Raw genomic sequence first — 18,305 nt, 5'->3', positions numbered from 1 at the left:
TCGGTCCGCTCAATCCAGCTTGATATTGGCAGCCTTGGCCACCCGCGCGTAGCGCGCCATGGCCTGCTGGATCTGCACCTTGAAGCCATCCGGCGTGGTCGGCACCAGCGTGCCGCCCGACTCCTCCACCTTGCGCTTGAACTCCGGGTTCAGCATGGCCTTGTGGATGGCGCTGTTGAGTCTGGCGACGATGGCCGGCGGCGTGCCAGCCGGCGCGACGATACCAAACCAGCCGCCCTCGCCCATCTCCTTGTAGCCGAGTTCCGCATAGGTCGGCACATTGGGCAACAGGGGCGAGCGCGTGGCGCCAAGCACGGCGAGGGCGCGCAGCCGGCCCGATTTCACGTGGGGCAGCGTGGACGACAGGTTGTCGGTGATGGCATTGACCTGCCCCGCCACCGCATCGTTGAGCGCCAGGCCCGCCCCCTTGTACGGCACATGCAGCAGATCGAGCTTGGCCAGCATCATGAAATTCTCGATGTTCACGTGGCCAAGGGAGCCCGCTCCGGGGGAAGCAAAGCTGTACTTGCCGGGATTGGCACGGACCAGTGCGATGAACTCCTGCATGGTCTTGGCTGGCACACTGGGATGCACCGCGAAGACGCTTGGGATCGCCACCACGTTGGTGATCGGTGCAAAGTCCTTGATCGGATCGTAGTTCAGCTTGGGGTACACGGCCGGGTTGGAGCCGTGCGTACTGACGGTCGCCATGCCGATGGTGTAGCCATCGGGCGCTGCCCGCGCAACCTGTTCCATACCGAGCGAGCCGCCGGCGCCGCCCTTGTTTTCCACCACGATGGACTGGCCCAGTTCGCGGCCGGCGAACTCCGCCACCAGGCGTGCCGACAGGTCGGTCGAGCCGCCCGCGGCAAAGGGCACGACCAGGCGAATCGGCTTGTTCGGATAGTTGGCCTGCGCGAGCGCACTGCCGGCGGTGAGGCTGGCGCACGCCGCCAGGCAGGACAGGACGAAAAGCCGGCGCGGCTGACGGGCTCGGATCATGAGGTTTTCTCCTTGGCGTTATATCGACGAATGGCCAAGTGTCGGCAGTTTACCGGGTCCGCACAAACGACTATATTGCACGGTTGCATTACCAAAGCTCATTCTCGGTCCGCCCAGCACCCATGCGGCTACGCTCCCCTTCGATGTCCGAGCTCCATGCCTTTGCCGCCGCCGCGCGGCTGGGCAGCTTTACGCGCGCGGCCGAAGATCTGTGCGTGACCCAGGGTGCGATCAGTCGCGCCATTGCCCGGCTGGAATCGCATTTCGGCCTGCCCCTGCTCCAGCGCAATGCGCACCGCCTGACGCTTACCGACGCCGGCCGACAGCTGCTGGAGTCCGTGGCGGGGCCGCTGACGGCCATCGAAAATGCCAGTGCCGCCCTGCTCTCCCGCGACCGCCAGCACCGCCTGACGCTCTCTGCCGTGCCCACGCTGGCCAGTGTCTGGCTGATTCCGCGGCTGCCGGATTTCCACCGCCGCCACCCCGAGATCCGCCTGGATTTCGTACCCTACCGGCGCGATGAAGACTTCTCCGGCCCCGCCCCGGATGCCGCCATCCTGGCTGGCACCGCAGACCGCTGGCCAGGCCTGCAATGCGATTACGTGATTGGCAGCGAGATGGTGCCAATCTGCCACCCCGATCGCGCCCGGGCACGCCAGCAAGCCGGACGGTGGTCACAGCCCGCCGAACTGCTGGACGAACCCCTGCTCTACCACACCACCGCGCCTGCCAACTGGCAGCACTGGCTATGGGCCGCAGGCGTACCCAGTGCTGCGCCCGCGCTCGCCAGCGGCTTCGATCAGGTCTCGATCCTGGTCCAGGCGGTCAAGGCGGACATGGGCGTGGCGGTGCTGCAGCGCTGCCTGGTACGCGAAGAGATCGCCGCCGGGCGCGTGGCGGCACCGTTCGATCTGCCAATCCGGCTGACCCGGGGTTACTTCCTGTGCGCGCCACGAGAGCGGCGGGACCATCCGGCGTTTGCCCGGTTTCAGGCATGGCTGCTGGAAACGGCGGCCCAGGATCCGGATGTGCTGGACGTCAACCCAGACAATTCACAGAATGAATAATCAAAAACAAAATTGGACGATTTACGTTTATTTAACGCATAATTTTTTGGCGCTACGGCACATATATTCTCAGAAAGAATATATTTACAAAATAGATGCACACATAAATTCTTGCCGAGAATTTTTAGCGTACCTATCGCTGCGCTGGCAATGGGCTTAAAAAGCCAATCGCCTGATGCCTCCCGAAGAATAGGCACCAGAAATAATAATGGCAGGCCAAAGCCTGCCATTATTTATCCAGTGAATTTCACGCCAGGCGAGCCTCAAGCCGCCTTCTTCGCCAGCCCCAGGTATGTCTCGATCACCTTGGGGTTCGCCGCCAGCTCGGCCGCTGGCCCTTCCATCGCCATATCCCCGGTCTCGATCACGTAGCCGTAGTCCGCCACCTGCAGCGCCGCCCGCGCGTTCTGCTCGATCAGCAGGGTCGCCACGCCTGTCTTGCGCAGGTCGTTGATGATGTGGAAGATCTCCTTCACGATCAGCGGCGCCAGCCCGAGGCTGGGTTCGTCCAGCATCAGCAATTGCGGCTTGGCCATCAGCGCGCGGCCCACCGCCAGCATCTGGCGCTCACCGCCGGAGAGCGTGCCGGCGTCCTGCTTCGCCCGCTCCTTCAGGCGCGGAAACAATCCATAGACCACCTCCAGCTGGTCGAGGAAATGCTTCTCGCCAGCGCGCTTGCGGCGGTAGGCGCCAAGCACAAGGTTGTCGGCCACGCTCATCGAACCGAACAGCTCGCGTTTTTCCGGCACCAGGCACATGCCGCGCGCCACACGCCCTTCCACCGGCAGCCCCGCCATATCGTGGCCAAGATAGCTGACCGCGCCCGAGGACGAACCGCTCACCGGCAGCGCGCCCATGATCGCGTTGAGCATGGTCGACTTGCCCGCGCCGTTGGGACCGATCACTGTCACGATCTTGCCGGCCTCCACTTTCAGGCCAGCGCCGTGCACTGCCTCCACCTTGCCATAGCGCACATGGAGATCTTTCACTTCCAGGATCAGGCTCATTGTCTTTTCCTTACTCCACGCCACCGAGATACGCTTCGAGCACCGCCGGATCCTTCTGCACGTCTTCCGGCACGCCTTCGGCGATGCGCGTACCAAATTCCATCACCACCAGCCGATCGGTCAGGTTCATCACGAAGTCCATGTCGTGCTCGACCAGCAGCACGCTCATGCCTTCGCCCTTGAGCTTGTTCAGCAGTTCGGCCAGCGCCTGCTTCTCCTTGTAGCGCAGCCCGGCGGCGGGTTCGTCAAGCAACAGCAGCGCGGGGTCGCAGCACAGCGCGCGTGCGATTTCCAGGATGCGTTGCTGGCCCAGCGCCAGGCTGCCGGCTTCCATATACATGCAGTCGGCCAGGCCCACACGCTCGAGCTGGCGCGCGGCCTCGTGCAGCAACTTCTCCTCCTCCGCCTTGTTCATGCGCAGGATCGCGGCGGTCACCCCGCCCTGCGCCGCGAAATCACCGCGCAGGTGCGCGCCGATCGCCACGTTCTCCAGCACCGTCATGGTGGGCAGCAGATGCACGTGCTGGAAGGTGCGGCCGATGCCGCGCTTGACGATCTCGCGCGACGGCAGGCTGGAGATCACCTCGCCGCGGTAACGCACCTCGCCGCGCGTGACCGGCAGCACACCGGTCACGAGATTGAAGGTGGTGGACTTGCCCGCGCCATTGGGACCGATCAGGCCGATGATCTCGCCTGCCCGTACCTGGAAGCTGACATCGTTCACCGCCACCAGCCCGCCAAACTCCTTGCGCGCGGCCTGCACATCGAGAATCAGCTCGCCCGCCTGCGGCTTGGCGCGCAGCGGCAGCAACTCGGCCTGCGCCGGCGCCATCACGGGCGGGCCGCTCGGGAACAGCTTGCGGATGAACGGCCAGATGCCATCGCGCGCGTATTGCAGCAGCAGCACCATCAGCACGCCGAACACGATGGTTTCGAAGTTGCCGTTGGCGCCCAGCAGCTTGGGCAGCACGCCTTGCAGCACATCCTTCAGGATGGTGAGAATGCCCGCGCCGAGCACCGCGCCCCACACGTGGCCCACGCCACCGACCACCGCCATGAACAGGTACTCGATGCCGTAGTTCAGGCCGAACGGCGTCGGGTTCACCGCGCGCTGCAGGTGCGCGTAAAGAAAGCCGGAAATGCAGGCCAGCATTGCCGCCACCACGAAGATCACCACCTTCATCCACGCCGTGTTGACGCCCATCGCCTCCGCCATGGTGCCGCCGCCCTTGAGCGCGCGGATGGCGCGACCCGGGCGCGAGTTGAGCAGGTTCTGCATGGCGATCACCGCCACCAGCACCACCGCCCAGATCAGGTAGAACATCGAGCGGCCCGAGTGCAGTTCCACGCCGGCCAGCGATAGCACCGGGATGCCGTTCAGGCCATCGTACTTGCCGAGGAATTCCAGGTTGCCGAACAGGAAGAACAGCGACAGCCCCCATGCGATGGTAGCCAGCGGCAGGTAGTGGCCGGACATGCGCATGGTCATCAGGCCGATCACGTAGGCCGAGGCCATGGTGATGACCAGCCCCACCAGCAGTCCGAGCCACGGCGACAGGCCAAACTGCGTGGAGAGATACGCCGTGCTGTAGGCGCCCAGCCCCACGAATGCCGCCTGGCCGAACGACGTCATGCCGCCCACGCCGGTGAGCAGCACCAGGCCGATGGCGACGATGCTGTACAGGCCGATATAGTTGCCGAGCGTGATCCAGAACTCCGGCGTCGGAAGTACGGGCAGCAAGGCCAGCACCACGGCAAACGCCAGCATGAAAATCCGGTTCTTGTGATTGTTGTTCATGGCGTGCCCCTTATTCCTCTTCTTCCACATGCTTGCTGGTGAGCGAGCGCCACAGCAGCACAGGCAGGATCAGGGTGAATACGATCACCTCCTTGAAGGCACTGGCCCAGAAGGATGAATAGGATTCGAGCAGCCCCACCAGGATGGCGCCCGCGGCTGCCACCGGGTAACTCACCAGGCCGCCCACGATGGCGCCAACGAAACCCTTGAGGCCGATCAGGAAGCCCGACTCGTAGTAGACCGTGGTCAGCGGCGCGATCAGGATGCCGCATAGCGCGCCCATCGCCGCTGCAAGCGTGAACGACAAGCGCCCGGCTTGCGTCGTACCGATACCCACCAGGCGCGCGCCAAGGCGATTCACCGCGGTGGCGCGCAGCGCCTTGCCGACAATGGTGCGCTCGAAGTAAAAGTACAGCGCCGCGATCAGCAGCGCCGACACGCCGACCACCCACAGGCTCTGTCCCGAAATGGTCAGGCTGCCCACTTCGAAGCGCGCCTCGGAGAACGCCGTGGTGCGTGACCCCTCAGCACCGAACATCACCAGGCCCAGCCCCACCAGCGCGAAGTGCACGCCGACCGAGACGATCAGCAGCACCAGCGTGCTGGCCTCGGCCAGCGGCTGGTACGCCAGGCGATACAGCATGGGCCCGAGCGGCACCACGATCAGCAGGGTCAGTGCGATCTGCGCCAGCATCGGCATGGGCTGTGCGCCGAAGGTTTGCGCCAGCAGATGCACGGCCAGTGGGAAGATCAGGTATTTCCCCGCCAGGATCGTCATTCGTCTGGCGGCGGTACGGCGCAGCTCTGCGCTGCGCAGGATGGTGACCGTCTCGTAGATGAAGGTCAGCACGCCCATGGCCAGCAGCAGCCAGCTGCTCTGCGGGGCGTGGCCAGACTGGATCGCCGCCAGGGTCAGCGCGCCATAGGCGACGAACTCTCCTTGCGGTATGAAGATGACGCGGGTCACCGAGAACACCAGCACCAGGGCCAGCGCGAGCAACGCATAGATGGCGCCCGAGGTGATCCCGTCCTGCGCCAGGATGGCGGCAATCGAGAGGTCCATTGTCTCCCCGTATTGTTAGTGAGTCCCGCCGGCGAGGGAGGCCGGCTGGCATGTGAATTTACGGATTACGAAATAGTAAACAACTTACGCATAGCGCAAATCCTGACGAACCCTTAGGTTCCGCAGTGCCACATCCGCAACCTGAGGAACGGCGCAGGTGCTGCTCCGCATGGCTTGTGCAGCAATCCGCGGCGCAGCAAGACTGCCTTGCGCATCGCCTTGCCTCCTTGCGCGCGTCTCGCCGCCGGGCAAGGCTGAGCTAGCCGAAATTAATTAACACGTTAAAGATCGTGCATGACGCGAATGGTGTCAAGTGCGGGATTGCCAGTAGACCTGTAGCGCCCCGGGGACGGCGACGCCCGGCTGGCGGATCGCCGGCGCGCACCGCGCAAACAAAAGGGCGCATGGCTGACCATGCGCCCCGGGTATGGCGATATCCCGCCGTCTTGTCTTGCTCGTCGTGCTTGCCTGGCTTCGCTTACTTGGCCTGCAGCTTCCACTTGCCGTCGACGACCTGCACCATCACGCGCGCGCGCTGGTCCAGCCCGAGGTGATCGGTTGGCGTCATGTTCATGATGCCGTGGGAAATCGGCAGCTCCTTGGTCTGCTCCATCGCGTCGCGCAGCCCCTTGCGGAACTCCTTGGTGCCGGGTTGCCCCTTTTTCAGCGCTTCGGGGATCGCGCGCTGCAGCAGCAGGCCGGCATCCCAGGCGTGGCCGCCGAAGGTCGAGACCTGTCCGCCGAACGTCTTTTCATAAGCCGTCTTGTACGCCATGGCCGGCTTCTTGACCGGATTGTTGTCGGGCAGCTGCTCGGCCACCAGCAACGGGCCGGCGGGCAGGAAGGTCCCTTCGCAATCCTTGCCGCAGACGCGCAGGAAATCGGCATTGGCAACGCCGTGGGTCTGGTAGATCCTGCCCTTCCAGCCGCGCTCCTTGAGCGCCTTGGCCGGCAGTGCGGCGGGCGTGCCTGAACCGGCGATCAGCACCGCGTCGGGGTTGGTGCCCATCATCTTGAGCACCTGCCCGGTCACCGAGGTATCGGTGCGCGCGAAGCGCTCGTTGGCCACCACCTTGATCTTGCGCATCTCCGCCACCTTGGCGAACTCCTGCGCCCAGCTATCGCCATAGGCATCCGCGAAGCCGATGAAGGCCACCGTCTTCACGTTGTTGTTGGTCATATGCTCGGCAATGGCGGTGGCCATGTGCGAGTCGTTCTGCGGCGTCTTGAAGACCCAGGCGCGCTTGGCGTCCATCGGCTCGATGATGCGGGCCGAGGCGGCCAGCGTGATCATCGGCGTCTCGTTCTCGGCCACCACATCGACCATGGCCAGCGAGTTCGGCGTGACGGTGGAGCCGATCACCACGTCGACCTTGTCTTCGCTGATCAGCTTGCGCGTGTTCTTGACCGCGGTGGTGGTGTCCGACGCGTCGTCCAGCACGATGTACTCGACCTTCTTGCCGGCGATTTCCTTCGGCAGCAGCGAGATGGTGTTCTTCTCCGGGATGCCCAGCGAGGCCGCCGGTCCCGTGGCCGAAACCGTTACCCCGACCTTGACCTGTGCGCTGGCGGTGCCGGCGCACAGGGTAGCGGCAGCAAGAGCCAGCAGGCTGGCGCGCTTGAATGTCATCGTGTCTCCTTCCATTGCGGCAAACGGAAAAGGCATCCGTCCCGGCTTCCGGCCGGTCGGATGCCTCTCATGGTCTTCCTTCTTGTCTTTGTCGTGACCGGAACCCTCGCGGGCCCGTGCCCCGGACGCAACGCTGGCGCCCGCCTGCTACCCGGACGCCTGGCGGATAGGTATCCGCGGCGCCCTCTCTCCCATCCTGCGCGTGTTCCCCGGCGGCACGCCGCACGGTTCGGCATGGAATCCATGCCGCGCCGTCCGCGCCGCTCATTCACCGACCGCGCGGTCGGGAATGCGTAGCGAGTCTAACAACAGCACTATCGCGCGGGTAGCCGGATTAACCCGCATCGCAGCATGCGCATCGCTGCGACATGCCTCAACGGCTGAAGGCATCCCACGCGGTCTTGGCGATCAGCGCGGTCACCACCACGATAAAGACGCGCCGCACGAAGCCGCTGCCGTGCTTGAGCGCTAGCCGGCTGCCCACTTGGCTGCCCGCCACGTTGGCCAGCGCCATCACCAGCCCGAGCTGCCACCAGACATGTCCCTTGGCCGCCAGCAGCAGCAAGGCCGCGAGGTTGGTGGCCAGATTGACGACCTTGGTCGATGCCGAGGCGTGCAGGAAATCGTAGCCGAACACACGCACGAACACGATCATCAGGAAACTGCCGGTGCCGGGACCGAACACACCGTCGTAGAAACCGATCGCCGCCCCCGCCAGCAAGGCTGCCGCGCGCTCCCTGCCGCCGGACAGCGACGGCGCATGCTCGGCGCCGAGGTTCTTCTTTGCCACCGTGTACACCAGCAGGATCACCAGGATGAAGGGCAGCGACTTGCGCAGCGGTCCGGCCGGGATCAGCGTCAGTGCGTAGGCGCCAGCCATCGAGAAAGCAAAGGCCGACACCATCGCCGGCAAGGTCGCGTCCCAGTAGATGCGCACCCGGCGCCCATAGCGCAGCGCGGCATTGGCGGTGCCCGCCAGCGATGCGACCTTGCCGGTGCCCACCAGCGTCGCCGGCGACAGGCCGGGATAGGCCGAGAACATTGCCGGGAGCTGCACCAGCCCGCCGCCGCCGGCGACAGCATCGATCAGGCCGGCAAGAAAGGCGGCAACAGCAAGAAACGCGAATTCCATGGAGCGCGGGGCAACAGAGGCAGGAGGAGGAAAGAGGAAAGAGCGCGGATCGGGGCCGGCGGGCCATGCGCGCGGCAGATCCGCGCGAGGGGCGTCAGCCGAGCGTCTTGGGCGCCGGCGACAGGTTGCGATGCCACAGGCCGCCGGCCTGCGGAAGGAAGCCCGCCGCCGCTGCCTGCGATGCCGCCAGCAAGCCGGGCGCCAGCAGCAGATGGCGCACACCGTGCGCGCGGCACCAGTCGGCCAGCAGATCGCAGCAGGCCAGCAGCACGGCGGCATCCTGCGAGGGCATTCCGTCATCCCACCATTCGGTGGCGAGCGCCGCCAGGCCGGCCAGGCCGAGTTGAGGCACGAGCGCGACGGGCAGGCAGCCCACCAGCCCGGCCGCCGCTTCCGCCAGCACGCACGCCCCCCGCTCCGGCCGGGCCAGCAGACCCTCCACCAACGCCTGCCGGGCGCGCGTGGCAGCCACAGGCAGCGGCTGGCGCGACTGCAGCCAGGCGCACAGCGTCTCGCTATCGGCCGTGCCGGCGAGGCGGATCAGGGCTTGGGGGCTGGCCGGAGAAACCGTGGAAACGGGGGTGTCAGGCGGGGAAGGAAACGGGGAAAAGGAATCTGAAGGCATGGCAGGCCCGGTGGCAAGGCGGCATTGTCGCACGCACCCCGCGCCTGCCCAATGCGGACTTCCTGGCGAAGTGCTAGCAATGCACCACAAACGGGCATGAAAAAAGGCGTTGCCGAGGATCACCCAGCAACGCCTTCATCTTATATTGACACTGCAGCCTAGTGACTGCGCGCCTGTCGTCTCCTCGCTTCCGCCTCCATTTAACCTGCGAAAACCGTATATGGAATGTAACGAAGCGGTGCGTTCCAGGCAAGCTAGAAGAAACCCTAGCCCCAAAAGCGGGCATGTCGCCCTGTCATCACTCCCGGGGCTTCCCGAACCGCGCCAGAAGCTCGCCCATGATGCCGCGGCGGAATGTCAACACGCAGATCACGAAGATCACGCCGGTGACCATGGTGACGGATTCGCCCAGCGAGCCGAACCATTCAATCCCCGTCGCCGAGGCCAGGAAATTGCCGATGTCGCCAAGCTTGTTTTCCAGCGCCACCACCACGAAAGCCCCGGCCAGCGGGCCCGAGAGCGTGCCCAGGCCACCCACCAGCGTCATCAGGATCACCGAGCCCGACATAGACCAGTGCACGTCGGTCAGCGTCGCAAAGCCCAGCACCAGTGCCTTGATCGAGCCGGCCAGGCCGGAAAGCGCCGCGGAAAGCACAAACACCATCAGCTTGAAGCGGTCGGTATCGTAGCCCAGCGAGATCGTGCGCGGCTCGTTCTCCTTGATCGCCTTGAGGATCTGCCCGAAGGGCGAGTGCACGGTGCGCACGATCAACGCGAAGGCCGCCACGATGATCGCCAGCGCCACATAGTAGAGCGTCAGGTCGTTGTCCAATGGCAACAGGCCGAACAGCTTGCCGCGCGGAATGCCCTGCAGGCCGTCCTCGCCGCCGGTGTAGGGCACCTGCAGGCAGAAGAAGAACAGCATCTGCGCCAGTGCCAGCGTGATCATGGAGAAGTAGATGCCCTGGCGGCGAATCGCGATCGATCCGACCACATAGCCGATCAGGGCGCCGGTCAGCGTGCCCAGCACCAGCCCCACCTCGGGCGTGACGCCCCACACCTTCATGGCGTGGCCGGCCGCGTAGGCCGCGCCGCCGAAGAAGGCGGCATGGCCGAACGACAGCAGGCCGGTATAGCCGATCAGCAGGTTGAAGGCGCAGGCAAACAGCGCGAAGCACAGCACCTTGAGTACGAACACCGGATATGCGCCGGCCATCGGCGCCACGATCAGCGCCAGCAGCAACAATCCGTACAACAGTTTCTTCTGCACGCCCTGCCCCTGTCTTGTCTGCCCCGCGGCCACCGCCGCGCCGGATGGTTGGCTCGATGGTTGGCTCATCACTTCTCCCTCCCGAACAGCCCGGCCGGGCGCAGCATCAGCACGATCACCATGATGAAGAACACCACCGTGGACGACGCCTCCGGATAGAACACCTTGGTCAGCCCCTCGATCACGCCCAGGCCGAGGCCGGTGAGGATGGAGCCCATGATCGAGCCCATGCCGCCGATCACCACCACGGCGAACACGATGATGATCAGGTTCTGTCCCATCAGCGGCGAGATCTGGATCACCGGCGCCGCCAGCACGCCGGCAAAGGCAGCCAGCGCCACGCCGAAGCCGTAGGTCAGCGTCACCATCAACGGTACGTTGACGCCGAACGCCTCGACCATCTTGGGATTCTCGGTGCCGGCCCGCAGGTAGGCGCCCAGCTTGGTCTTCTCGATCAGGAACCAGGTGGAAAAACACACCGCCAGCGAGGCCACCACCACCCAGGCCCGGTAGTTCGGCAGGATCATGAAGCCGAGATCGGTGGCGCCGCTGAGGGCTTCCGGCGGCGAATACGGCAGCCCGGACACGCCGTAGATCGAGCGGAAGATGCCCTCGATCACCAGCGTGATGCCCAGTGTCAGCAGCAGCCCGTAGATATGGTCGAGCTTGTAGATCCAACGCAGCATGGTGCGCTCGATCACCACGCCGATCAGCGCCACCGCCAGCGGCGACAGCACCAGCATCAGCCAGTAGTTGATCCCGGCGTACTCCATGCCCATCCAGGCCAGTACCGCGCCGAGCATGAACAACGCCCCGTGGGCGAAATTGATGACGTTGAGCAGCCCGAAGATGACCGCGAGGCCCAGGCTCAACATCGCATAGAAAGCACCGTTGACCAGCCCCAGCAGCAACTGGGACAGCATGGCGGGCAGAGGAATACCGAAGATGTCCATCGCAGGCGTTACCGTTGGCGCACCAGCCGGGGTCCGTCAATCCCCCGCCAGGCAAGCGCGATCAAAATGAAGCGAAGCGGTTCTGGCTACGCGTGTGGCCGCCGGCGGCACAGCCGGCATGCCAACGCCGCGCAGCGGCGCCCCAATCGTCTGACCGGTGCCTCCCGGCGCAAAGGAAGGCACCAGCCCCCGCCCGGTTCCCTTGCGGGGCGGGCGGGACCACACAACTTCAGCTCAAGCCCTTACTTCTTCAGCAGCGAGCACTTCGACTCCGCCACCGTGGTGAAAGCCTGCTCGCCCGGGATGGTGGCGACCACCTTCAGGTAATCCCATGGCTTCTTCGATTCGGCCGGCGTCTTCACCTGCATCAGGTACATGTCGTGGATGCCGCGACCATCCTGGCGGATGTAGCCCTTGGTGTAGAAGTCGTTGATCTTGAGCTTCTTCAGTTCGGCCATGACCTTGTCCGGGTCGTCCGTCTTGGCTGCCTCGACCGCCTTCAGGTAAGTGCGCGCCGCGGAGTAGTCGGCGGCCTGCAGGCTGCTCGGCATCTTCTTCATCTTGCCGAAGAAGCGGTTGGCGAACTTGCGCGTGTCGTCGTTCATGTCCCAGTACCAGCTGTCGGTCATCAGCAGGCCTTCGGTGTTCTTCAATCCCAGGCTGTGGATATCGTTGATGAACATCAGCAGGCCGGCGATCTTCATGGTCTTGGTAATGCCGAATTCCTTGGCCGCCTTGATCGCATTGATGGTGTCGCCGCCGGCATTGGCCAGGCCCAGGATCTGCGCCTTGGACGACTGCGCCTGCAGCAGGAAGGAGGAGAAGTCGGAGGCGTTCAGCGGATGGCGGACCGCGCCCACCACGGTGCCGCCGTTGGCCTTCACCACCGCAGAGGTATCGTTCTCCAGCGAGTGGCCGAAGGCGTAATCCGCGGTCAGGAAGAACCACGACTTGCCGCCCTGCTTGACCACCGCGCTGCCGGTGCCCTTGGCCAGCGCCACCGTGTCGTAGGCATAGTGCACGGTGTACGGCGAGCATTCCTCGTTGGTCAGGCGTGCCGAGCCGGCGCCGATATTGAAGTAGACCTTCTTCTTCTCCATGGCCACCTTGTTCATGGCCAGGCCGGTGGCGGAGTTGGTGCCGCCGATCAGCGCGTCCAGGCCCTGCTGGTCCATCCACTCGCGCGCCTTCGACGCCGCGATGTCGGCCTTGTTCTGGTGATCGGCCGAGACCAGCTCGATGGGCTTGCCCAGCACCTTGCCGCCGGCATCCTCGATCGCCATCTTGATCGCTTCAAGGCCGCCCGGACCGTCGATGTCCGCATACAGGCCCGACATGTCGGTGATATAGCCGATCTTGACGGTATCGCCCGAGACCTGCGCCGAGGCCGGGGCCATTGCCACTCCCGTTGCGATGGCCGCCAGAGCGACCGCCAGCCGAGTCATCTTCATTGCTTGTCTCCTTAGTTTCGGCGGCATCCGACGCCACCCGTTCCTGCCCTAAAACAATGCCTGCGATGCATGCCCGCGTATCATGCGTGCGACCCACCCGGGTCGCGCGGGCATGGATCAGACCCCAAGCAACTCGTTCAGCACCGGCATCTTGGCCTGCAGCTCCGAAGCCGCGAAGCGCTCGACGATGGTGCCGTGTTCCATCACATAAAAACGGTCGGCCAGCGGCGCGGCGAAACGGAAGTTCTGTTCCACCATCACCACCGTGTAGCCCTTCTTCTTGAGCATCAGGATCATGCGCGCCAGGGCCTGCACGATCACCGGCGCCAGGCCCTCGGAGATCTCGTCGAGCAGCAGCAGGTTGGCACCCGTGCGCAGGATGCGGCCAACGGCCAGCATCTGCTGCTCGCCGCCCGACAGGCGCGTGCCCTGGCTCTGGCGGCGCTCCTTCAGGTTGGGGAACATCTCGTAGATCTCGGCCTCGCTCATGCCTTTCTGCGCCGCGCCGCCCTTCATCCTCAGCAGCGGCGGCAGCAGCAGGTTCTCCTCGCACGACAGGCTGGCGAAGATGCCCCGCTCCTCCGGGCAATAGCCGATGCCGCAATGCGCGATCTTGTGCGTGGGCATGCCGACGGTCTCGGTGCCGTTGACGCGGATCGAACCCTTGCGCTGGCCGGTCAGGCCCATGATGGCGCGCAGCGTGGTGGTGCGCCCCGCGCCGTTGCGGCCAAGCAGGGTCACCACCTCGCCCGGGTTCACGGTCAGGTCGACGCCATGCAGGATGTGCGATTCGCCGTACCAGGCGTGCAGGTCCTTGATCTCAAGTGCGGGCGTTGTGCTCATCCTGGCTCCTTAGTGCGCGCCCTGCAGTTCGGCTTCGACGGTGCCCATGTAGGCCTCCATCACACGCGGGTCCTTCGATACCTCGGCGTACGGCCCTTCGGCCAGGATCGCGCCGCGCTGCAATACCGTGATCTTGTCGGCGATCGACGAGACCACACTCATATTGTGTTCGACCATCAGGATGGTGCGCCCCACCGCGACCTTGCGGATCAGCTCCGTGACGCGCGCCACGTCTTCGTGGCCCATGCCCTGGGTGGGCTCGTCCAGCAGCATCAGCTCCGGCTCCATCGCCAGCGTGGTGGCGATCTCCAGCGCGCGCTTGCGCCCGTACGGCAGGTTGACGGTCACGGTCTGCGCCACATCGGTCAGGCCGACCTGGTCGAGCAACTCCATGCCGCGCGCATTGAGCGCGTCGAGCGTGCGCTCGCTGCGCCAGAAATGATAGGAGGTGCCAAGCTGCCGCTGCAGGCCGATGCGCACGTTCTCCAGCACCGTCAGGTGCGGAAACACCGCCGAGATCTGGAACGAACGGATCACGCCGCGCCGGGCGATCTGCGCCGGCTGCTCGCGCGTGATGTCGATGCCGTTGAACAGGATGGTGCCGGTGGTCGGCACCAGGAACTTGGTCAGCAGGTTGAAGCACGTGGTCTTCCCCGCGCCGTTGGGGCCGATCAAGGCATGGATGGATCCGCGCCGCACCCGCAGGTTGACGTCGCTCACCGCGGTAAACCCCTTGAACTCCTTGGTGAGGTTCCGCGTTTCCAGGATCGTGTCTTGCTGATTCATGGTCTCCTGCCCGCCCTCTTGCTGCGGCGCCGGCTTCTGGCCGGCTCCGCCAAATGGTCAGAACTGTGGTGCTCGCCGCACCACCACCCGCACGCCCCGCGCTGATCGTGCTCATCGTGCCAATGGCGCGGATCGTGCCGTTCGTGGCTGTCGCGGCTCAAGCACCGCTTGTCTTGTTTTGCTTGTCTTGCTGTTCCGGACTACATCCGGCCGCGCGGCGCCCTTTCCGGAACGCGCGACGCGCCCTGGTAAGGGCGCGCCAATGTGAGCGCTACTGCACGGCATCTCGGCGTCTATTGTGTGCGTCTGCTGCGTCGCAAAACATCCGGGTTTGCACTGATTATGAAACATGAACCAGATGTCAGGTCCATGTCAGGTTCGCAATCACGGCTGCGTTCCGGCGATTCCCATCGCCGCTGCGGCCATCCGGTCAGGCCTGCGCGGCAGCGCCCGTTCTGGCGGCAACCGCACCGGCAGCCGGGGGAGCGGTCCCTTGCGCACCGGAAACACGCCGGCGCCGGTCCTCGCGGATCATGTCGCTGGCACGCTCCGCGATCATGATGGTGGGCGAGTTGGTGTTGCCCGAAGTGATCAACGGCATCACCGAGGCATCCACCACGCGCAGGCCGTCGACGCCGAGCACCCGCAGGCGCTGGTCCACCACGGCGAGGGGATCGTCGGGGCGTCCCATGCGGCAGGTGCCGACCGGGTGGAAGATGGTGGTGCCGATATCGCCCGCCGCCTGGGCCAGCTGTTCGTCGGTTTCCACGGCTGGCCCGGGCAGCCACTCCTGTGGCTTGTAGGGCGCCAGCGCGGGCGACGCGACGATGCGCCGCGTCAGCTTCAGCGAATTGGCCGCCACCTTGCGGTCAGCCTCGGTGGAAAGGTAATTGGGCGCGATCACCGGCGCCTGGCGGAAGTCCGCGCTGGCGATATGCACGCTGCCGCGCGAGGTCGGGCGCAGGTTGCACACGCTGGCGGTGAAGGCATTGAAGCGATGCAGGGGGTCGCCGAACTTGTCGAGAGAAAGCGGCTGTACGTGGTATTCGACGTTAGGGCGCGCCTGCGACGGGTCCGAGCGCGCGAACGCACCCAGCTGCGACGGCGCCATGCTCATCGGCCCGCTCTGGTTGACCGCATACTGCAGGCCGATGCCGAGCTTGCCCCACCAGCTTGCCGCGCGCGTATTGAGCGTACGCACGCCCTCCACCTTGACCACGCTGCGCAGCTGCAGGTGATCCTGCAGGTTCTCGCCGACGCCGGGCAAGGCATGGCGCACCGCGATGCCGAGCGCCTGCAGCCGCTCTGGCTGGCCGATGCCCGACAACTCCAGCAGCTGCGGCGTGTTGACCGCGCCCGCCGCCAGGATCACTTCCTCGCGCGCCCCTGCCGTGAAGGGCTGGGCGCCGCCAAGATAAGCCACCCCGCTGCAACGGCGGCCGTCGAAGGTCAGCGCGCTGACCTGGGCGCCGGTGACGATGGTCAGGTTGGGCCGGTCGGCCGCGCGGCGCAGGAAGGCCTTGGCGGTATTCCAGCGGATACCGCGGCGCTGGTTGACCTCGAAGTAACCCACGCCGAAGTTGTCGCCGCGATTGAAATCGTCGGTGCGCGGGATGCCGGCCTGCTCGGCAGCATCGATGAACCGCTCCAGGATATCCCAGCGCAGCCGCTGCCCTTCCACCCGCCACTCGCCGCCGGCGCCGTGGAATTCGTCGCCGCCGCGATGATGGTCCTCGCTGCGCTTGAACAGCGGCAGCACCCGGTCCCAGCACCAGCCGTCGTCGCCCGTCAGGCGTGCCCAGTCGTCATAGTCCTCGCGTTGCCCGCGCATATAGATCATGCCGTTGATCGACGACGACCCGCCCAGCACGCGTCCGCGCGGATAGCCCAGCGAGCGGCCGTTCAGGCCGGCTTCAGGCGCGGTGCGGTACATCCAGTCGGTGCGCGGGTTGCCGATGCAATACAGGTAGCCCACCGGGATGTGGATCCAGTGGTAGTCGTCGCGGCCGCCGGCTTCGAGCAGCAGCACGCTCACCTCGGGGTCCTGGGTCAGGCGGTTGGCCAGCACGCAGCCGGCCGAACCGGCGCCGACGATGATGTAGTCGTAGCTCTCCATGATCCTCGATCATTCCTGTTGAATTCAGCGCAAGGCAGGCACGGCGCCGCTCACGGCATTCTACGGCCGGGTCCCTACTTCGCCACCGGCATGGTGAACTCCGCGCCCTTGCCGATGCTGTCCGGCCAGCGCTGCATGATGCTCTTGTAGCGCGTGTAGAAGCGGATGCCCTCCTCGCCGTAGGCGTGGTGATCGCCGAACAGCGAGCGCTTCCAGCCGCCGAACGAATGCCACGCCATCGGCACCGGGATCGGCACGTTGATGCCGACCATCCCCACCTGGATCTGCCGCGAGAACGCGCGCGCCACGCCGCCGTCGCTGGTGTAGCACGATACGCCGTTGCCGTACTCGTGCGCGTTGATCAGGTCCACCGCCTCGGCAACATCGTGCACGCGCACCACCGACAGCACCGGGCCGAAGATCTCTTCCTTGTAGATCGTCATGTCCGGCGTGACGTGGTCGAACAGCGTGCCGCCGACGTAGAAGCCGCCTTCATGCCCATCCACCTTGTGGCCCCGGCCATCCGTCACCAGCTGCGCGCCCTCTTCCACCCCCTTGGCGATATAGCCTTCCACCTTGGCCTTGTGCGCGGCGGTCACCAGCGGGCCCATCTCGGCATCGGCCTCCATGCCGTTGCGGATCTTCAGCGCCTGCGCCCGTGCGGCCAGGCGCGGCACCAGCCGGTCGGCCACCTCGCCCACCGCCACCGCCACCGAGATCGCCATGCAGCGCTCGCCCGCCGAGCCGTAGGCCGCGCCGATCAGCGCGTCCACCGCCTGGTCGAGATCCGCGTCGGGCATCACCACCAGGTGGTTCTTGGCGCCGCCCAGCGCCTGCACGCGCTTGCCGTGCCGGGTGCCCTCGGCATAGATGTACTCGGCGATCGGCGTGGAGCCGACGAAGGACAGCGCCTGCACGTCCCGGTGCGCCAGCAGCGCGTCCACGGCTTCCTTGCCGCCCTGCACCACGTTGAACACGCCGTCGGGCAGGCCGGCCTGCTTGAGCAGGTCGGCGATCAGCAGCGAGGGCGAAGGATCGCGCTCGGACGGCTTGAGCACGAAGGTGTTGCCGCAGGCCAGCGCCACCGGGAACATCCACATCGGCACCATCACCGGAAAGTTGAACGGCGTGATGCCGGCCACCACGCCCAGCGGCTGGCGCAGGTTCCAGTTGTCGATGCCGCCGCCGATGTTGTCGGTGAAATCGGTCTTGAGCAGGTTGGGAATGCCGCAGGCGAATTCCGCCACCTCGATGCCGCGCGTGACCTCACCCTTGGCGTCCGAGAACACCTTGCCGTGCTCGCGCGTGATCAGCGCGGCGAGGTCGTCGTGGTGGCGGTCGAGCAGTTCCTTGAACTTGAACAGGATGCGCGCGCGCTTGAGCGGCGCGGTCTCGGACCAGGCCGGGAAGGCCGCGTGCGCGGCGGCCACCGCGGCGTCCACGTCCTGCGCCGAGCCCAGCGCCACACGCCCGGCCACGGCGCCGGTGGCCGGGTTGAAGACGTCGGCAAAGCGGTCCGACGAAGCGGCGCGCACGGTGCCGCCGATGTAGTGCGCGATTTC

General features: G+C 65.6%; 15 protein-coding genes. 1 reads left to right on the top strand and 14 read right to left on the bottom strand.

Features of this window, described 5'->3' with window-relative positions; translation table 11 throughout:
* Nucleotides 1-9: 9 nt before the first annotated feature.
* A complete protein-coding gene (locus AC3FOF_RS12810) occupies nt 10-1,002 on the bottom strand; it encodes a tripartite tricarboxylate transporter substrate binding protein BugE (RefSeq protein ID WP_017224612.1) in 993 nt (330 codons plus the stop codon).
* Nucleotides 1,003-1,124: 122 nt separating this feature from the next.
* Between AC3FOF_RS12810 and AC3FOF_RS12805 the strand changes: the two genes are divergently transcribed.
* Entirely contained in the window at nt 1,125-2,069 is a 945-nt protein-coding gene (locus tag AC3FOF_RS12805; RefSeq protein ID WP_488726817.1) for a LysR substrate-binding domain-containing protein, read from the top strand.
* Nucleotides 2,070-2,332: 263 nt separating this feature from the next.
* Here the strand turns inward: AC3FOF_RS12805 and AC3FOF_RS12800 are convergent, their stop codons facing one another.
* From AC3FOF_RS12800 to AC3FOF_RS12740, 13 genes are all read right to left on the bottom strand, one after another.
* Nucleotides 2,333-3,076, bottom strand: a complete 744-nt coding sequence (locus AC3FOF_RS12800) for an ABC transporter ATP-binding protein (protein ID WP_017224610.1) — start codon at nt 3,074-3,076, stop codon at nt 2,333-2,335.
* A 10-nt stretch (nt 3,077-3,086) separates the two neighbouring features.
* Entirely contained in the window at nt 3,087-4,874 is a 1,788-nt protein-coding gene (locus tag AC3FOF_RS12795; RefSeq protein ID WP_017224609.1) for a branched-chain amino acid ABC transporter ATP-binding protein/permease, read from the bottom strand.
* A gap of 10 nt (nt 4,875-4,884) precedes the next feature.
* The gene (locus AC3FOF_RS12790) at nt 4,885-5,937 is read right to left on the bottom strand and encodes a branched-chain amino acid ABC transporter permease (protein WP_276265529.1); all 1,053 of its coding nucleotides are present in this window, start codon (nt 5,935-5,937) and stop codon (nt 4,885-4,887) included.
* 478 nt (nt 5,938-6,415) lie between these two features.
* The gene (locus AC3FOF_RS12785) at nt 6,416-7,567 is read right to left on the bottom strand and encodes an ABC transporter substrate-binding protein (protein ID WP_017224607.1); all 1,152 of its coding nucleotides are present in this window, start codon (nt 7,565-7,567) and stop codon (nt 6,416-6,418) included.
* Between the two features lie 373 nt (nt 7,568-7,940).
* Complete coding sequence (locus AC3FOF_RS12780; RefSeq protein ID WP_488726816.1) at nt 7,941-8,699, bottom strand: sulfite exporter TauE/SafE family protein; 759 nt, start codon at nt 8,697-8,699, stop codon at nt 7,941-7,943.
* A 94-nt stretch (nt 8,700-8,793) separates the two neighbouring features.
* The gene (locus tag AC3FOF_RS12775) at nt 8,794-9,324 is read right to left on the bottom strand and encodes a hypothetical protein (protein ID WP_488726815.1); all 531 of its coding nucleotides are present in this window, start codon (nt 9,322-9,324) and stop codon (nt 8,794-8,796) included.
* Between the two features lie 298 nt (nt 9,325-9,622).
* Nucleotides 9,623-10,663: a branched-chain amino acid ABC transporter permease gene (locus tag AC3FOF_RS12770; protein ID WP_035805502.1), complete on the bottom strand. Its 1,041-nt coding sequence runs from the start codon at nt 10,661-10,663 to the stop codon at nt 9,623-9,625.
* On the bottom strand, nt 10,663-11,547 hold the full coding sequence (locus AC3FOF_RS12765; RefSeq protein WP_017224158.1) for a branched-chain amino acid ABC transporter permease: 885 nt from the start codon (nt 11,545-11,547) through the stop codon (nt 10,663-10,665). Before AC3FOF_RS12765 ends, AC3FOF_RS12770 begins: the two co-directional genes overlap by 1 nt.
* A gap of 242 nt (nt 11,548-11,789) precedes the next feature.
* Nucleotides 11,790-12,998: an ABC transporter substrate-binding protein gene (locus AC3FOF_RS12760; protein WP_017224159.1), complete on the bottom strand. Its 1,209-nt coding sequence runs from the start codon at nt 12,996-12,998 to the stop codon at nt 11,790-11,792.
* Nucleotides 12,999-13,115: 117 nt separating this feature from the next.
* A complete protein-coding gene (locus tag AC3FOF_RS12755; RefSeq protein WP_017224160.1) occupies nt 13,116-13,841 on the bottom strand; it encodes an ABC transporter ATP-binding protein in 726 nt (241 codons plus the stop codon).
* A gap of 9 nt (nt 13,842-13,850) precedes the next feature.
* A complete protein-coding gene (locus AC3FOF_RS12750) occupies nt 13,851-14,627 on the bottom strand; it encodes an ABC transporter ATP-binding protein (protein ID WP_017224161.1) in 777 nt (258 codons plus the stop codon).
* 430 nt (nt 14,628-15,057) lie between these two features.
* Nucleotides 15,058-16,743: a GMC family oxidoreductase gene (locus AC3FOF_RS12745; protein ID WP_488726814.1), complete on the bottom strand. Its 1,686-nt coding sequence runs from the start codon at nt 16,741-16,743 to the stop codon at nt 15,058-15,060.
* A gap of 74 nt (nt 16,744-16,817) precedes the next feature.
* Nucleotides 16,818-18,302, bottom strand: a complete 1,485-nt coding sequence (locus AC3FOF_RS12740) for a CoA-acylating methylmalonate-semialdehyde dehydrogenase (protein ID WP_488726884.1) — start codon at nt 18,300-18,302, stop codon at nt 16,818-16,820.
* Between the last annotated feature and the right edge of the window lie 3 nt (nt 18,303-18,305).

The organism is Cupriavidus sp. 96C5-1 (genome assembly GCF_057798855.1).
This window is presented reverse-complemented; position numbering and strand designations above follow the sequence as displayed.

Excerpts from the sequence above, each read along its gene's own strand:
- AC3FOF_RS12810 (WP_017224612.1), bottom strand. The coding sequence starts at position 1,002 with ATGATCCGAGCCCGTCAGCCGCGCCGGCTTTTCGTCCTGTCCTGCCTG.
- AC3FOF_RS12805 (WP_488726817.1), top strand. The coding sequence starts at position 1,125 with ATGCGGCTACGCTCCCCTTCGATGTCCGAGCTCCATGCCTTTGCCGCC.
- AC3FOF_RS12800 (WP_017224610.1), bottom strand. The coding sequence starts at position 3,076 with ATGAGCCTGATCCTGGAAGTGAAAGATCTCCATGTGCGCTATGGCAAG.
- AC3FOF_RS12795 (WP_017224609.1), bottom strand. The coding sequence starts at position 4,874 with ATGAACAACAATCACAAGAACCGGATTTTCATGCTGGCGTTTGCCGTG.
- AC3FOF_RS12790 (WP_276265529.1), bottom strand. The coding sequence starts at position 5,937 with ATGGACCTCTCGATTGCCGCCATCCTGGCGCAGGACGGGATCACCTCG.
- AC3FOF_RS12785 (WP_017224607.1), bottom strand. The coding sequence starts at position 7,567 with ATGACATTCAAGCGCGCCAGCCTGCTGGCTCTTGCTGCCGCTACCCTG.
- AC3FOF_RS12780 (WP_488726816.1), bottom strand. The coding sequence starts at position 8,699 with ATGGAATTCGCGTTTCTTGCTGTTGCCGCCTTTCTTGCCGGCCTGATC.
- AC3FOF_RS12775 (WP_488726815.1), bottom strand. The coding sequence starts at position 9,324 with ATGCCTTCAGATTCCTTTTCCCCGTTTCCTTCCCCGCCTGACACCCCC.
- AC3FOF_RS12770 (WP_035805502.1), bottom strand. The coding sequence starts at position 10,663 with ATGAGCCAACCATCGAGCCAACCATCCGGCGCGGCGGTGGCCGCGGGG.
- AC3FOF_RS12765 (WP_017224158.1), bottom strand. The coding sequence starts at position 11,547 with ATGGACATCTTCGGTATTCCTCTGCCCGCCATGCTGTCCCAGTTGCTG.
- AC3FOF_RS12760 (WP_017224159.1), bottom strand. The coding sequence starts at position 12,998 with ATGAAGATGACTCGGCTGGCGGTCGCTCTGGCGGCCATCGCAACGGGA.
- AC3FOF_RS12755 (WP_017224160.1), bottom strand. The coding sequence starts at position 13,841 with ATGAGCACAACGCCCGCACTTGAGATCAAGGACCTGCACGCCTGGTAC.
- AC3FOF_RS12750 (WP_017224161.1), bottom strand. The coding sequence starts at position 14,627 with ATGAATCAGCAAGACACGATCCTGGAAACGCGGAACCTCACCAAGGAG.
- AC3FOF_RS12745 (WP_488726814.1), bottom strand. The coding sequence starts at position 16,743 with ATGGAGAGCTACGACTACATCATCGTCGGCGCCGGTTCGGCCGGCTGC.